Consider the following 15,319-nt stretch of genomic DNA (forward strand, 5'->3'; position numbering starts at 1 on the left):
GCAGGTCAGGCGTCTCACGTTGGTCTCAAGTATCCGGCAAGGGCGCCCCGGGACTCTTCCTCTCGTCCGAACGAGCTCAGCGGTCACCACCGCGAGCCACCCGATCCGCGGCCACCGCCGCGGCCGCGAAGAGGAAACCCCCCTGATGAGTCTCATCGAGAAGCCCGAACTGCCCGCCGCCGCCATCGGCGACACGGTTCTGGACACCCTCGTGCCGTCCTTCCCGGCCGGCGCCGTCGACGAGCTGCGCAGCCAGGTCCACGGTCCGGTCTACGCCGCCGGGGACGACGGGCTGGCCGCCGAGGTGGCCACCTGGAACGTCGCGGTGCAGCACACCCCGGCGATCGCGGTCGGCGCCACCAGCGCTGCCGACGTCGCCGCCGCCGTCTCCTGGGCCGTCGCGCACGACCTGCACGTCGCCGTCCAGGCCACGGGCCATGGCCCGGTCCGCAACGCCGCCGGCGCGCTGATGGTCACCACCCGCCGCATGCAGGGCCTGAGCATCGACCCGGAGCGGCGCATCGCCCGCGTCGAGGCCGGCGTGAAGTGGGTCCGCGTGATGGAGGCCGCCGCGGAGTTCGGCCTGGCCGGCCTGTGCGGATCGTCGTCCGACGTGGGCGTCGTGGGCTACACCCTCGGCGGCGGCCTGGGCTCGCTCGGCCGCAAGCACGGCTTCTCCGCCGACCACGTCCGGGCGGTCGAGATCGTGACCGCCGACGGCCGGCTGCGCCGCGTCACTGCCGACTCCGAGCCCGAGCTGTTCTGGGCCGTCCGCGGCGGCAAGGGCAACTTCGGCATCGTCACCGCGCTGGAGATCGAGCTGGTCCCGGTGTCCTCGCTGTTCGGTGGCGGCATCTTCTTCGCCGGCGACGACGCCCCCGCCCTGCTGCACCGGTTCCGCCAGTGGGCGCCCATGCTGCCGGAGGAGGTCAGCACGTCGATCGCGATCCTGCGGATCCCGGACATGGAGGAGCTGCCGCCGCCGCTGCGCGGGCAGACCGTCGTCCACCTGCGCTTCGCCTACTCCGGCGACGACCACGCCGAGGCCGAGCGCCTGCTCTCGCCGATGAAGGTCGCCGGCACGATCGTGCTGGGATACGTCGGGCCGATGCGGACCGACGAGATGGACGCGATCCACATGGACCCGAAGGACCCGATGCCCGGCTGGGAGAAGGGCATGCTGCTCGCCGAGCTGACCGAGGAGACCGTCGACACGCTCCTCGCGGCTGCGGGTCCGCAGGTGCAGATCCCGCTGATCATGGCCGAGATCCGGCTCCTGGGCGGGGCGCTGGCCCGCCCGGCGGCGGTGCCGAACGCGGTCGCCGGCCGCGAGGGTGCCTACTCGGTCCTGGTGCTCGGCCCCGCGGTCCCGGAGCTGGCGGAGGTCGTGCCGGCGGTCGGCAAGGGCGTGCTCGGCGCGCTCATGCCCTGGGCGGCGCCCGGCGTCCTGACCAACTTCCTGGGCGACGTGACCGGTCCCGCAGAGGTGCTCAACGCCTACCCCGCCGACGCGCAGCGGCGGCTCATGGAGGTCAAGCACACCGTCGACCCGGCCGGCATCTTCTCCTTCGGCCACGCCTTCTGATGATCAGGTGACCTGATCCGCGGGGGTCCTGGCTCACTGTCGATGGTGAGCCAGGACCCCTAACGATCAGGTGACCTGATCACTAGGGGCGCCGAGAGCTACTCGGGGAGCAGGACGCCGGGGTTGCAGATGCCCTTCGGGTCCAGCCGCTTCTTCACCGCACGCAGCACGTCGACGCCGAGCGGACCGATCTCGCGCTCCATCCAGGGGCGGTGGTCGGCCCCGACGGCGTGGTGGTGGGTGAGCGTCCCGCCGGCGCCGAGCAGCGCGTCGGTCGCTGCCCGCTTGGCGGTGAGCCACTGCTGGATCGGCAGGGCGTCGTCCCGGTCGGCGAGGACGGTGACGTACAGCGAGGCGCCGGTCGGATAACCGTGCGAGACGTGGCTCATGATCAGCGGACGTCGTCCGCCCCGGGTCAGGGACTCCCGCAGCGCCCGGCGGACGGCGTCGTACACGGTGGGCAGCGCCGTCCAGGTCGCCGCCGTCTCCAGGGTCTCGACCAGCAGGCCGCCGTCCAGGAGCCGGTCGCGCAGGTAGGGCGCGGCGAACCGGTGGCTCTTCCACGACTCCCCGACCTTGCGGCCCACGCGGATCGCGCCGTCGTCCTTGAGCAGCGAGGCGGCGCACTTCTGCCGTGCACGGACGACCGCGGGCAGCCCCTCCCACCCCAGGATCAGCAGGCAGCCGTCGTCGCGGCCGCGGGCCTTCAGCATGCCGCGCAGCGCCCGCGCGCCGGTGCCCGCGGCCATCAGGAGGTTCGCCCGGGTCTCGTCGGGGTCCGACAGCCGGACGACGTCGGGCAGCAGGTCGTAGCGGGCCAGCTGCTGCAGCGCCGCGAGGCCCGCCGCCCACGAGCGGAACGACCAGCCCTCGTACGCGTGCGACGCCGGCTTGGGGCGCACCCGCAGCGTCAGCTCCGTGATGATGCCGAGCGTGCCCTCGGACCCCAGGGCCACGCCGAGCAGGTCCGGCCCGGCGGCGGTCGCCGGCGGGTGCCCGAGCTCCAGCACCCCGGACGGCGTGGCCAGCGTCATCCTGGCCACCAGCTCGTCGAAGCGGCCGACGCCGGTGGAGTTCTGGCCGGCCGAGCGGGTCGCCGCGTAGCCGCCCAGGGTGGCGAACTCCCAGCTCTGCGGCAGATGACCGAAGGTAAGGCCCTCGCGGTCGAGCGCCTGCTCCAGCTGCGGCCCGCGCATGCCCGGGCCCACGGTGATGAGGGACGACGGCACGTCGAGCGACACGACCGACGACATGCGGGCCAGGTCGACGGCGATCGAGGGCCGGTCGTCGGGGTCGATGCCGGCCAGGCCGCCCACGACGCTGGTCCCGCCACCGAAGGGGACGACCACCACGCCGAGCTCGCTGCAGAGGGAGAGGAGCGCCGCGGTCTCCTCGGTCGTGCCGGGCAGGACGACGGCGTCGGGTGCCTCGGAGGCGTCGCCCTCGCGGCGGCGCAACAGGTCCAGGTAGCTCTTGCCGCCGGCGCGCCGCAGCCGCGACTCCCGGTCGGTGCGGACGTTCCCCTCCCCGACCAGGTGGGTCAGGCGGACCCGCGCCTGCTCGGGCAGGCGCGAGGGCGCCAGCCGGATGTCGGCGACGGCGACCGGCGGGGTGGGCCGGGGCTCCCACCCGAGTTCCCTGGACAGGTACCGGCGGGCGGCCTTGGGCAGCGAGCCGCTCAGGTCGCCGTCGGCTGCGGAGGACGGCTCGGGGACGGTCGGTCCCCAGCCCTGGATCGTCAGTTCCGGCTGCTCTGCCACCGCTACAGTCTGCCGGTGCTGCTGCCGGAGCGATCATGATGACCGCCACGCTGCCCGGGACGCTCTCCCCCGAACGACGGGCGCGGGCCCTGGCCGGGCTCCCGGGGGCCTCGGTCGACGTCGTCGTGGTGGGCGGCGGGGTGACCGGCGCCGGCGTGGCCCTGGACGCCGTGAGCCGCGGGCTGTCCGTCGTCCTGCTGGAGCGCGCCGACCTCGCCGCAGGCACCAGCCGGTGGTCGTCGAAGCTCGTGCACGGCGGCCTGCGGTACCTGGCGCACGGCGAGATCGGCCTGGCGCGGGAGAGTGCCCGGGAGCGCGCCGTCCTCATGGGGTCGACGGCGCCGCACCTGGTCCGGCAGCTGCCGTTCCTCGTGCCCGACGCCGCCGGCCGGGACGTGACGGCGCTTGCCGAGGCGGGCGGTCGGGCAGCAGACGTCATCCGGTTCTCGGTGCCGGGCGGGCGCGGTTCCCTGCCGTCGACCCGGCGGGCGACGTCGGACGAGGTGTCCCGGCTGGTGCCGGGGGTGCGGCCCGGCCGCGGCGGCGTCGTCTTCTGGGACGGGCAGCTGGTGGACGACGCCCGGCTGGTGGTCGCCCTCGCCCGGACCGCCGCCTCCTACGGGGCCACGGTGCTCACCGGCGCGACGGTGACCGCGGTCGACGGCAACGACGTCCACGTGCAGGTCGACGGCGAGGCGGCGAGGCTCCGGGCCGGGGTGGTGATCAACGCAGCGGGGGTGTGGGCGCAGCAGCTGGCGCCGGGGATCCGGCTGGTGCCCTCGCGCGGCTCGCACCTGGTGGTGCCGGGGTCGGTCCTCGGCTCGCCGTCGGCGGCGCTGACCGTGCCGCTGCCCGGGTCGCGCTCCCGGTACGTCTTCGCGCTGCCGCAGCCCGACGGGCTGGTCTACCTCGGGCTCACGGACGAACCGGTCGAAGAACCGGTGCGGGACGACGACCCGGTGCCGAGCGACCCGGAGGTCGCCCAGCTGCTGGAGACGGTCAACCAGGTGCTCGCCGTGCCGGTGACGCGCGACGACGTGGTGGGGGCGTTTGCCGGCCTGCGCCCGCTGGTGCTGCCGGAGTCGGCGGGGACCGGCCCGGGCGACGCGACGGCTGACCTCTCCCGCAAGCACCTGCTGCACTGGGACGGACCGGTCCTGTCGGTGGTCGGGGGCAAGCTCACGACCTACCGGGCGATGGCCGAGGAGACGGTCGACGCGGTGGTCGGCCGCCTGGGCCGCGGGTCAGCCCGGTCGCTCACAGTTCGGCTGCCACTCGTGGGCGCCGCGCCGCGGCCCGCGCTCGTGCGGGTGAACGCCGCGTCGCGGCTGGTCGCCCGCTACGGCACGGAGGCACCGGTGGTCGAGGCGCTGGGGTCGGCCGCGGTCGTGGCGGGACGGCTGGAGACCGTGGGGGAGCTGCGGTTCGGCGTCCGGCACGAAGGCGCACGGACCGTCGCCGACCTGCTCGACCGGAGGACGCGGTTCGGCCTGGTGCCCGCCGACCGCGAGCGGGCCGTGCCGGTGGCCGAGCAGGTGCTCACCGAGGAGCTCTAGACGCGGAACTCCGGGTTGCCCGGGTCCAGGTGCAGCGCGGCCGGGTCGAGGCCCGCGTCGGTCAGCGCCCGGACGACGGCGGACCGACGCGTCTCCGGACCTGCGTCCGGCCCGGCCGCGACGAGGCCGCACGCCACCAGGTGGAAGCGGTGCCGCCCGACGTCCCTGGCCCGGCGGGGATGGTCGGCCAGACCGATCCCGGGGGCCAGCGGCCGGGTGAACGCCGGCACCGTCTGCCCGAAGACGAACGGCGAGCGCTCCCGCAACCGCAGGGCGACCCGGGCGAGCGCCGATGCGTCGGCGCGGGACACCGTCACGACGACCGAGCCGATGCGCTCGAGGAACGTCTCGTGGCCGCGGAGCTCGGCCCGGAAGCCGATGGCGTAGCCGTCCAGCGCGGTGACCATCCGGGCGAAGACCTCGGGGGCGATGGCGGGCGACAGCTCGAGGAAGCAGCTCGCCGCCGACCGGTCGACGGAGCCCGTCGTCACGACGAACACCGGGACGTCGGACTCGGTGCGGTAGGAGAACGTCCACCCGTCCCGGCTCAGGAAACGCGGGTCGAGCGCGTCGGCCAGGCGCAGGCAGGCGTCACCGCCGCCGCGCGGTCCGGGCGGCCGCGCGGCGAGGTAGGGCGTCGCCGGACCGCGGAAGTAGCGCACGTACAGCGCGTCGGCGAGGGTCTCCACGATCAGCCGGCAGTTCCGGGAGACGGGCAGCAGCTCGCCGCCGACGCGGACGGAGCCGTCGAGTTCGGTCTCCTCGGCGATGCGGGTGATCAGGGCGTGCCACGGAGAGCGGGACATCGGACCGCCTGAGGGAGGGTCGTCGAGGGCGAGCGGCATGGCGGTTGTCCTCCGAGCTGGGCGGGGGAGTGGATCCGACCAGAAGAGGAGCAGGATCGGGGCGTGGATACGTACACCCACGGCCATGCCGACCCGGTCCTGCAGTCGCACCGCTGGCGGACCGTCGAGAACTCCGCCGCGTACCTGGTGCCGGCCCTGCGTCCCGGTCTCGACGTGCTGGACGTCGGGTGCGGTCCGGGGACGATCACCGTCGACCTGGCGGCCCGCGTCGCGCCCGGCCGGGTGCTCGGGATCGACGTCTCGCCGGATCCGCTGGCCGAGGCCCGGGCGGCGGCGTCGCAGGCGGGTGTGGCGGTGACCTTCGAGGTGGGCGACGTGTACGCCCTCGAGGCGGCGGACGACTCCTTCGACGTCGTCCATGCCCACCAGGTGCTGCAGCACCTGACCGACCCGGTGGCCGCCCTGCGCGAGATGGCGCGGGTCTGCCGGCCGGGCGGCGTGGTCGCGGTGCGCGACGTGGACTACGGCGCCTTCGTGACCTTTCCCGCGGACGACGGCCTCGACCGCTGGCTGGACCTGTACCACCGCGTGGCGCGGCGCAACGGGGCCGAACCGGACGCCGGGCGCCGCCTCCTCTCGTGGGCGCATGCGGCGGGATTCCGCGACACGGTGGTCAGCGCGAGCACCTACTGCTACGCGTCGCCGGAGGAGCGGCGGTGGTGGGGCGCCTCGTGGGCCGGGCGGGCGACGGCGTCGTCCTTCGCCGAGCAGGCCCTGGCCTACGGGCTGGCGTCCCGGGAGGAGCTGGAGGCGATCGCCGCCGCCTGGCTGCGCTGGTCAGCCGCCGACGACGGCTGGCTCGGCATGCTGCACGGCGAACTCCTCATCCGCGTCTGACGCACAGCCAGTATGGCGGTTCTGGCACCCCGCGGAAGGTGCCAGAACCGCCATTTCGGCTGCCGTCAGGCCTGGCGGGCGGCGTTGGCCTGGACGGCGGTGCTGACGTACTGCGCCAGCCCCGGCGCCATCGCCTCGTACGTCGCGGTGAACCGCTCGTCCTCGACGTACATCCGGCCGAGGCCGGCGTGCATCTCCGGCGAGCACTCGTAGAAGTTTCGGCTGATGTGCTGCCGGTTGTCCTCCGCGACGTCCATCGCGTCGACCGAGTCGGGCGCGGCCCCGGAGCGCATGACCGCGACCCACCGGCTGCCGATGTCCTCCATCTCGGCCTTGATCCGCAGCCAGTCGTCCTTGGAGTACGCCGCGGTCTTCCGCTTCGACTCCGCGTAGGCGTCGGTCTCGCCCCAGCGCTGCGATACCTCCGACTCGTACTGCGCCGGGTCGTGCTCGCCGAACACCTCGAACCGCTCCTCGGGAGTCAGTGAGATCCCCATCGCTCGTGCCTCCATCTCCTTCTCGACGGCCGCGACCATCGCCGACGTCCGGACCAGCCGGTCCCGCAGCAGCGCGTGCTGCCTGCGCAGGTGCACCTGCGGATCGGCGGACGGGTCGTCCAGCAGGGTCGCGACCTCCTCGAGGGGGAACCCGAGCTCGCGGTAGAGCAGCACCTGGTGCAGCCGGTCCAGGTCGGCCGGCGAGTACTGCCGGTAGCCGGTCGCCGTCCGCCCGGACGGCGACAGCAGCCCGATCCGGTCGTAGTGGTGCAGCGTGCGCACCGTGACGCCGGCCAGCGCGGCGACCTCCCCCACGTTCATCGGTCCCTCCCTCGTGTTGACGAGGAGAAGGGAACAGCCTGACGCAACGTCAGGGTCAAGCTCTAATCCAGCGCGCGCCGACGGAACCCGATCAGGCTGGTGATGCCGAAGACGACGAGGAACCCGGTCAGCGCCACCGCGCACACCCACAGCGGCAGGTGCGGCACGCCCGGCGCCATCTCCGCCCGCAGCGCCTCGCTCACGTAGGTCAGCGGGTTCACCGCGCACACCACCTGGAACCAGCGCAGGGTGTCCAGCGACTGCCAGGGGAACTGCGTCGATCCGGTGAACAGCAACGGCGTCAGGACGACGGCGAACACGACGTTGATCCGGCTCGGCGTGACGAAGGTGCCCAGGGTCATCCCGATGCAGGCGCCCACCAGCGACCCGAGGACGAGGAACACGGTCAGCACCGGGACGTCGGACCACGTCACCGGCAGCGACCCGAGCACCCACAGGCTGATCGGGAACATGACGACGGCCGCGACGAGCGCGCGCAGCAGCGAGAAGACGATCTTCTCGACCGCGACCAGGTAGGTGGGCAGGGGCGCCAGCAGCCGGTCCTCGATCTCCTTCGTGTAGGAGAAGTCGATGACCAGCGGGAAGGCGGTGGTCTGGAGCGCCGTGAGGAATGCCGTCAGCGCGATCACGCCCGGCAGCAGGACGTCGGAGTACTCCGCGGTGGCGAAGCCGAGCTCCACGAGCACCTTGCCGAAGACGAACAGCAGGAAGACCGGCTGCAGCACCACCTGCAGGAGGAACGGCACGATCTCCCGCCCGGTGACGAACACGTCGCGCCAGAGCAGCGCGCGGAACGCCCGCCCCACCGCGGGCGCCGCCGTCGTCGGTGCGCCGAGATCGGCGACCAGGCTCATCGGAGCTCCCGTCCGGTCAGGCTGAGGAAGACGTCCTCGAGGCTCGGCTCCCCGATCCGCACCCCGGTCAGCCGTGCGTGCCGGTCGGTCAGCGTGTCCGACACCGGGCCGACCAGCGCAGCGGCGTCCCCGGACAGGTAGATGCGGGCACGCAGCCCGCCGGCGTCGGCCACCGGCTCGACCCGCTCGGCCGCCGGCAGGTCCGACAGCGCCGTGAGGACGTCGTCGTCGGTGTCGTCGGGCGCCCGCTCCACGTCGACGTCGAGGGTGGCGCTGCCGGGCAGCGAACGGGTGAGCGCGGTCGGGGTGTCCAGCGCCAGCAGCTTGCCGTGGTCCATGATCCCGACCCGGTCGGTGAGCGCCGCTGCCTCGTCCATGTCGTGCGTGGTGAGGACGACGGTCACCCCGCCGTCCCTGAGTTCGCGGACCCGGTCCCACACGAACAACCGCGCCTGCGGGTCGAGGCCGGTGCTCGGCTCGTCGAGGAAGATCACCTGAGGCGCGTGCATCAGCGCGCGGGCGATGAGCAGCCGCTGCGCCATCCCGCCCGAGTAGTTGTCGACCTTGTCGCCGCCGCGGTCGCCCAGCCCGAGCTGCGTGAGCAGGGCGTCGGCCCGCCGGTTGCGCTCGGCGCGCCCGATGCCGTGGTACGCCGCGTGGAAGACGAGGTTCTGCCGCGCGGTCAGTGCCCGGTCCAGGTTGGACCGCTGGGGGACGACGGACAGCCGGCTGCGCGCGGTGACCGGATCGGCCGCCACGTCGACACCGGCCACGCTCGCCGTTCCGGACGTCGGCAGCACGCGGGTGGTCAGGATCCCGATGGTCGTCGTCTTCCCCGCCCCGTTCGGCCCGAGCAGGCCGAAGACCTCACCGGGCGCGACGGTGAAGGAGATGCCGTCGACGGCGTTGGAGGGGCGGCCGGGATAGCGCTTGACGAGCTCGGCGACGTGCACGGCGGCATCCATCGCGCGCCATCCTTCCACCGGCGGAGTGGCTCAGGTGAGCGCGCGGACGGTCTCCACGATCGCGAACACGGCGAACACCAGGAAGAGTGCGGCGGCCACCCGCCGGATCAGCGCGATCGGCAGCCGGTCGGCCAGCTTCTTGCCGAGGAACACGGCGAGCCCCGAGACGACGAGCAGCGCCGCCCAGGCCCCCACGAAGACCGACAAGGGCTCGTCGTAGCGGGCGGCCAGGCCCGCGGTGGCCAGCTGGGACAGGTCACCCCACTCGGCGGCGAAGAGGACGCCGAACGAGATGGCGGCCGCGCGCAGGAACGACGGGTCGGCCGGCGTCTCCGCGAGCTCCTCGTCCTCGGGCCCGCTCGACGCGCTGCGCCAGAGGAGCACCGCACCGACCAGGAAGAGGACGGCGACCACGCCGCTGACCAGGGCCTCGGGGAGCAGCGACAGCAGCGAGCCGGCGGTGACCGCGATCGCCACCTGCAGGCCGAACGCGGTGCCGACGCCGACGAACACCGGCAGCGCGGGGAACCGCGTGGCCAGCACGAGGGTCGCGAACAGCGTCTTGTCCGGCAGCTCGACGGGGAGCACCAGGATGAAGGCGGTCGCGACGACCGACAGGACCACGAGAACTCTCCTCCGCTCGGCACTGCCGGGCGGTGCTCGGACAGTTCAGGTTCGTCCCAGCAACGGTAATCGACGCCACCAGCCGATCCGTGCGCTGCCGGTCACAGCTCGCCGGCGAAGCCGTCGTCCGCGGCCCGGCGGGAATCCCGTCGCGCGGGCGGCCGACCGGCGCTACCGTCCCGCCATGCCGTTCCGTTGACGCCCGTCCCCGAACGCACTTCCTCCTGCCGCCCGACCCCTCGCGCGTCTGGCGGTGGGCTGGGCCGCGCTGTCCGAGCTGGTGCCGTACTACCCGCTCTACGCGCTGCTCTTCCTCGACACGGGCCTGTCGACAGCGCAGATCTCCGCGCTGTTCGCCGTCTGGTCGGTCACCGGCTTCGTCACCGAGATCCCGGCGGGCGCGCTGGCCGACCGCTGGTCCCGCCGTGGCGTGCTGGTGCTCGCCGGCGTGCTCCAGGCGGTCGGCTTCGTCGTGTGGACGGCGGCACCCGCGCTCCCCGCCTTCGCCATCGGCTTCGTCATCTGGGGTGCCAGCAGCGCGCTGGTGTCCGGAGCGAGCGAGGCGCTGATCCACGACGCGCTGGCCGACGTGGGTGCAGAGCAGGCCTTCGCCCGCGTCTACGGCCGGATGACCGCCGCCGAACTCCTGGTCCAGATCCCGACCGCGTTCGCCGCCAGTGCGCTGTTCGCCCTCGGCGGCTACGCGCTCGTGGGCTGGGCGAGCGTCGCGGTCTGCCTGGCCGCCGCGCTGCTCGCCCTGCGCTTCCCCGAGGCTCCCCGCGAGACGGACGGCGAGTCGCTGCTCGGCACCCTGCGCGCCGGCGTGCGGGAGGCCGTCCACACTCCACGGCTGCGGCTCACCGTGCTCGCGGTCGCCCTGGTCGGCGCCCTGGACGCCGTCGAGGAGTACTTCCCCGTCCTCGCCGCCGACGGCGGCGTGCCGGTGGCCGTCGTCCCCTTCGCGGTCCTGGCCGTCGCGCTGGCCGGGGCGCTGGGTGCCGCCCTCGGCGGCCGGGCCGAGCGGCTGCCCGACGGCGCCCTGCCGGTCCTGCTCGGGGTCGCGGCGGGCTGCCTCGCGCTCGCCGTGGTGCTCCCGGGCATCGCCGCGCTGGCCGCGGTCGCGGTGTTCTACGGGCTGTACCTCGCCGTGCTGGTCGTCGCCGAGACCCGGCTGCAGGCCCGCATCGACAGCGCGCACCGCGCCACGATCACGTCCGTCGCCGGCCTGGGCGTCGAGCTCGCGTCGCTGCTGGTCTTCGCCGCCTGGGCGCTGGGGGGAGCGCCCGCGGTCGCCGTGCTGGTGCTGGCAGTCGTCCCGGTGGTCCGGTCGGGCCTGCGGGTCACCGTGCCCGGCGCGCCCGCAGATAGGCCGAGGGGGTGACCCCGACGACCGAACGGAAGTCCCGGCTGAAGTGCGCCTGGTCGAACCAGCCCAGCGTCGCCGCGAGGCCGGCCAGGTCGCCCTCGCCGGCGTCGATCGCCGCGGCGGCGTCCTGCAGCCGGTAGCGCGCGAGCACTGCCTTGGGCGTCAGGCCGACGTAGGCGGCGAAGAGCCGCTGCAGCGACCGCACGCTCATGGCGCCCAGTGCGGCCACCTGGTCGACCCGCACCAGCGACCGGTCGGCCAGCATCCGTTCGAGCAGTCCGAGCAGGTCGAGATAGGAGGCGGGGGGCTCCGGGGCGGAGGGGGCCAGCATCGCGTCGAGGACGGCGGCGCGGTCGTCGTCGTCCTCCTGGGCCAGGACGGCGGTGAGCAGGACGTCCGGCGAGACCCCGAGCTCCGGACCGAGCGGGACGACGCTGTTGCGCGGCGGCCGGGCCCCGGTGAAGGCGGCGAAGCCGCCGGGCCGGAACTTCACCGCGCTCACGCGCCCCGACCCGACCAGGTCGACGCCGAACCGGCGGGTCACGACGCCGTGCACGAGGACGGCGGGCAGCGGCACCCCGAAGCGCGGCTGGGTGCCCGACTCGACCGAGACGTTGACGCTCGGATGGCTCAGCACCTCGGAGCGGAACGGCGGCTGACCCGTGCGGTCCCAGCGCACCGACCAGTACCGCTCGACGAACGGCTGCAGCGCGGGCGACACGGGGGCGTCGCGCCGCAGGTCGGCCACCCGGGCCGTCTCCTCGGGGCGCAGCACGCCGCTGCGCGTCAGGTCGGGCCGCACCGAGCCTGTCGCGTTCTTCCAAGACGCCACGGCGCCACCCTAGGCAGCATCGACGACATGACGATCACGCACGGAAAGCCCGAGGGCTACACCACCCTGACCCCGTTCCTCGTCTGCTCGCCGGCCGCCGACGCCATCCGCTTCTACGAGGAGGTCTTCGGCGCGACGGTGGTCAGCCGCATGGACGGGCCCGGCGACACGGTCATGCACGCCGAGCTCGACTTCGGCGACGGCCGGCTGCAGCTCAGCGACCCCAACGAGCAGTACGGACTCGTCGTCCCGGACCGGTCGGACGACGCTGTCAGCGGCTCCACCTGCATCTACGTCGCCGACGTGGACGCCGTCTTCGCCAGGGCGGTCGAGCGGGGCGCCACGGTGCGCGAGAAGCCCGACACCTTCGTCACCGGCGACCGGTTCGCGTCGATCTACGACCCGTTCGGCCACCGCTGGGCGGTCATGACCAAGGTCGAGGAGGTCAGCCCCGAGGAGTCGGAGCGGCGGCTGTCGGAGTGGGCGGAGACGCAAGGCTGACCGACAACCGCGGCAGCAGGGCCTGCACCAGCGGGCCGATCGCCAGCGCGTAGAGGACGGTGCCGACGCCGAGCGTGCCCCCGAGCAGCCAGCCGGTGGCGACGACAGCGACCTCGATCGACGTCCGCACGAGGCGCACCGAGCCGCCGGTCCGGCGGACGAGCCCGGTCATCAGTCCGTCGCGCGGACCGGGGCCGAGGTGGACGCCGATGTAGGCCGCGGTGGCGACGGCGTTCAGCAGCACGCCGGCCACCAGGAGGCCGACCCGGAGGGGCAGCGAGCCGGGCGCGGGGACGACGGCGAGCGTGGCGTCGACGGCCACGCCGATCACCACGACGTTGCTCACCGTGCCGAGGCCGGGCCGCTGGCGCAGCGGGACCCAGGCCAGCAGCACCAGCGCGCCGACGACGATCGAGACGACGCCGATGGACCAGCCGATCCGCGTGGACAGGCCCTGGTGCAGCACGTCCCACGGCATGTTGCCCAGGGTCGACCGGATGATCAGCGCCATCGAGGCGCCGTACAGCGCCAGACCGGCGTAGAGCTGAACCAGCCGCCGGGGCAGGCGGCGGCCGGGACGTCGGACCTCGAGCACGCACCGAGCATGCCCGACGCCCGGCCCGCCGCCTGCAGGCCAATCGGCGCACTGGCCTGGTCAGCCGGCGGGGTGGGCTCCTTCCGCCGCGGCGGTGGCCGCCCGCAGGACCTCCTTGACCGGCAGACCCAGCTCGCGGGCCAGCGCGGCGACGTCCTCGTACTCGACGCTCACGTTCACCACCCGCCCGCCGTGGACGGCGACCTTGACCCCGACGGTGCCTCCGAGGACGTCGACCGACGACGACGTCCGCTCGAGCGCGGTCTTGCCCACTCCGACGATGCGCATCCCGATCGTCGACGTCGTCGCGAACACGGCCGCCTGGACGCCGGCGACCGCACCGGGCGCGCACAGCACCGACAGCGTGTGCGCCGGCCGGCCCTTCTTCATCAGGATCGGGGTCAGCCAGGCGTCGGAGGCGCCGGCGGCGAACAGCGCGTCGAGGACGCCGGGCCACAGCCGCGGGTCCAGGTCGTCGACGTTGGCCTCGAGGACGACCGGACCGCCGGGCGTCGCGTCCCCCGGCTCGCCGAGGACCAGGCGGACGACGTTCGGCAGCTCCTCCGGGTCGCGGCCGCCCGCGCCCGTGCCCACGCGCTCGACCCGCATCGGCGGCAGCGTCGTCCACTCGTCCACGCGCGCGGCGAGCAGGGCCGCCCCGGTGGGGGTGCACATCTCCGCCGGGACGGCGCCCGCCACCACCGGGATGCCGGCCAGCAGCTCCAGCACGGCGGGCCCGGGGATGGGGACGACGCCGTGCGCCCCGCGGGCCGAGCCGCTGCCCAGCGCCACCGGTGACGCGGTCAGGCGGGTCAGCCGGAGGTGCTCGAAGCCCGCGACCACGCCCACCACGTCGGCGAGCGCGTCGAGCGCCCCGACCTCGTGGAAGTGCACGTCCTCGGGTGACGTCCGGTGCACGCGGCCCTCGGCGACGGCCAGCCGCTCGAAGACGGCCAGCGCCCCCTCGCGCACCGGCGTCGGCAGGTCGGCGTCGAGGAGCAGCCGCCGGACGTCGGCCCAGGTGCGGTGCGCGGACGACTCGGGCGCGTGCACGTGGACGCGGGTGGCGCCGAGGCCGTGGCGGGTGACCTGCTCGGGAACGAGGCGGATCTGCTCGACGGGCAGCGCGGCGACCGCCGCGGCGGGCACGTCGAGCGGCACGCCGGCGTCGACGAGCGCGCCGAGCAGCATGTCGCCCGAGGCACCCGCGGAGAGGTCGAGCCAGCCGATCGTCACGGCGCGATCATCACAGGCGGGTGGCCCCTCTGCAGGGGCCCGCCGCGAGCGCGCGAGCGGTGGGGGGCAGAGGGGGCCTTCTTCAGCGCCGTGCACTCCTGCGGGCGACGCGGGCGGCGAAGACGCCGGCCGACCAGCCGTTGTCGATGTTGCTCACGGCGACCCCGGGTGCGGCCGAGCTCAGCATCGTCATCAGCGCGCCGAGGCCGCCGAAGGCGCTGGGTTGGCCGGTCGAGGTCGGCACCGCCACCACCGGGACGTCGGTGAGCGATCCGATCGTCGTGGCGATCGAGGCGTCGAGGCCGGCGACGACGACCAGGCAGTCGACGTCGGTGAGGAGGGAACCGTCGGCGAGGGCCGCGCGGAGCCGGCTGCCGGACAGGTCGTCGACGCGGACGACGTCCGTTCCGGTCACCCGGGCGACGAAGGCGGCCTCCGCGGCCACCGGGGTGTCGGCGCCACCGGCGCAGAGCACGCGCACGCGCCCTACCGGCTCGGGCAGCGGACCGACGGCGGCGGCCATCGCGGCGGCGTCCATCGTCGTGTACGCATCGTGCTCGGAGGCGAGGGCGACGAGGGTGTCGGCCGACGCCCGCAGCACCAGGGCCGGGCGATCGGGGTGCTCGCGCCGGGCCTCGCGTACCAGCGACAGGACCTGCTCGGTGGTCCGGCCGGTGCCCCAGATGACGTCCGGTTCAGCACGGTGGGCGGCAGCCGGGACGACGGGGGGCTCAGCAGCGACCGGTAGCGGCGCGAGCAGCGGATCGGGGCTGCTGGTGCCGAGCGGGGCGTGCGGGGCCGTCAGGAGCGGTGCGAAGCCGGCGGCCTCGTCCTCCAGCGGGGAAGGCTGCACGGCCTCGACACCGACTTCCGGTTCGGGGGACGCGTCGCCCGACGGCGGCG

Annotated in this window: 15 protein-coding genes; 5 read left to right on the top strand and 10 right to left on the bottom strand. The window is 74.3% G+C overall.

Going from position 1 to position 15,319, the window contains the following annotated elements; translation table 11 throughout:
* The first annotated feature begins 145 nt into the window (after positions 1–145).
* Positions 146–1,585, top strand: a complete 1,440-nt coding sequence (locus E4P40_RS14185) for an FAD-binding oxidoreductase (protein ID WP_135159207.1) — start codon at positions 146–148, stop codon at positions 1,583–1,585.
* A gap of 98 nt (positions 1,586–1,683) precedes the next feature.
* On the opposite strand, the gene E4P40_RS14190 is transcribed toward E4P40_RS14185, so the two are convergent.
* Entirely contained in the window at positions 1,684–3,345 is a 1,662-nt protein-coding gene (locus E4P40_RS14190; protein WP_135159208.1) for an FAD-binding oxidoreductase, read from the bottom strand.
* A gap of 35 nt (positions 3,346–3,380) precedes the next feature.
* Between E4P40_RS14190 and E4P40_RS14195 the strand changes: the two genes are divergently transcribed.
* Positions 3,381–4,901, top strand: coding sequence for a glycerol-3-phosphate dehydrogenase/oxidase (locus E4P40_RS14195; RefSeq protein ID WP_167762230.1), 1,521 nt, complete (start codon positions 3,381–3,383; stop codon positions 4,899–4,901).
* Here E4P40_RS14195 and E4P40_RS14200 read toward each other — a convergent pair.
* Entirely contained in the window at positions 4,898–5,707 is an 810-nt protein-coding gene (locus E4P40_RS14200) for a T3SS effector HopA1 family protein (protein ID WP_135159209.1), read from the bottom strand. The two genes, E4P40_RS14195 and E4P40_RS14200, sit on opposite strands and share 4 nt — an antisense overlap.
* Before the next feature lie 102 nt (positions 5,708–5,809).
* Here E4P40_RS14200 and E4P40_RS14205 point away from each other — a divergent pair, with 102 nt between their 5' ends.
* The gene (locus tag E4P40_RS14205; protein WP_135159210.1) at positions 5,810–6,604 is read left to right on the top strand and encodes a methyltransferase domain-containing protein; all 795 of its coding nucleotides are present in this window, start codon (positions 5,810–5,812) and stop codon (positions 6,602–6,604) included.
* A 65-nt stretch (positions 6,605–6,669) separates the two neighbouring features.
* Here the strand turns inward: E4P40_RS14205 and E4P40_RS14210 are convergent, their stop codons facing one another.
* From E4P40_RS14210 to E4P40_RS14225, 4 genes are all read right to left on the bottom strand, one after another.
* Positions 6,670–7,422, bottom strand: coding sequence for a MerR family transcriptional regulator (locus E4P40_RS14210; protein WP_135159211.1), 753 nt, complete (start codon positions 7,420–7,422; stop codon positions 6,670–6,672).
* A gap of 62 nt (positions 7,423–7,484) precedes the next feature.
* Positions 7,485–8,297: an ABC transporter permease gene (locus tag E4P40_RS14215; RefSeq protein ID WP_135159212.1), complete on the bottom strand. Its 813-nt coding sequence runs from the start codon at positions 8,295–8,297 to the stop codon at positions 7,485–7,487.
* Positions 8,294–9,262 carry an ABC transporter ATP-binding protein gene (locus E4P40_RS14220; RefSeq protein WP_135159213.1) on the bottom strand — a complete coding sequence of 323 codons (969 nt, stop codon included), beginning with the start codon at positions 9,260–9,262 and terminating at the stop codon, positions 8,294–8,296. Before E4P40_RS14220 ends, E4P40_RS14215 begins: the two co-directional genes overlap by 4 nt.
* Before the next feature lie 30 nt (positions 9,263–9,292).
* Positions 9,293–9,886: a TMEM165/GDT1 family protein gene (locus tag E4P40_RS14225; RefSeq protein WP_135159214.1), complete on the bottom strand. Its 594-nt coding sequence runs from the start codon at positions 9,884–9,886 to the stop codon at positions 9,293–9,295.
* Positions 9,887–10,139: 253 nt separating this feature from the next.
* On the opposite strand from E4P40_RS14225, the gene E4P40_RS14230 reads away from it, so the two are divergent.
* Entirely contained in the window at positions 10,140–11,267 is a 1,128-nt protein-coding gene (locus tag E4P40_RS14230) for an MFS transporter (RefSeq protein ID WP_135159215.1), read from the top strand.
* Here E4P40_RS14230 and E4P40_RS14235 read toward each other — a convergent pair.
* Positions 11,227–12,084, bottom strand: coding sequence for a helix-turn-helix transcriptional regulator (locus tag E4P40_RS14235; protein ID WP_209305328.1), 858 nt, complete (start codon positions 12,082–12,084; stop codon positions 11,227–11,229). The genes E4P40_RS14230 and E4P40_RS14235 overlap by 41 nt on opposite strands.
* Before the next feature lie 27 nt (positions 12,085–12,111).
* Here E4P40_RS14235 and E4P40_RS14240 point away from each other — a divergent pair, with 27 nt between their 5' ends.
* Complete coding sequence (locus E4P40_RS14240; protein ID WP_135159216.1) at positions 12,112–12,585, top strand: VOC family protein; 474 nt, start codon at positions 12,112–12,114, stop codon at positions 12,583–12,585.
* Here the strand turns inward: E4P40_RS14240 and E4P40_RS14245 are convergent.
* From E4P40_RS14245 to E4P40_RS14255, 3 genes are all read right to left on the bottom strand, one after another.
* Positions 12,530–13,180, bottom strand: a complete 651-nt coding sequence (locus tag E4P40_RS14245; RefSeq protein WP_135159217.1) for a hypothetical protein — start codon at positions 13,178–13,180, stop codon at positions 12,530–12,532. The two genes, E4P40_RS14240 and E4P40_RS14245, sit on opposite strands and share 56 nt — an antisense overlap.
* A 60-nt stretch (positions 13,181–13,240) precedes the next feature.
* The gene (larC, locus tag E4P40_RS14250; RefSeq protein WP_135159218.1) at positions 13,241–14,416 is read right to left on the bottom strand and encodes a nickel pincer cofactor biosynthesis protein LarC; all 1,176 of its coding nucleotides are present in this window, start codon (positions 14,414–14,416) and stop codon (positions 13,241–13,243) included.
* Between the two features lie 82 nt (positions 14,417–14,498).
* A partial coding sequence (locus E4P40_RS14255; protein WP_209305329.1) for an AIR carboxylase family protein occupies positions 14,499–15,319 on the bottom strand: 821 nt, incomplete at its 5' end.

Source organism: Blastococcus sp. CT_GayMR20, from assembly GCF_004570345.1.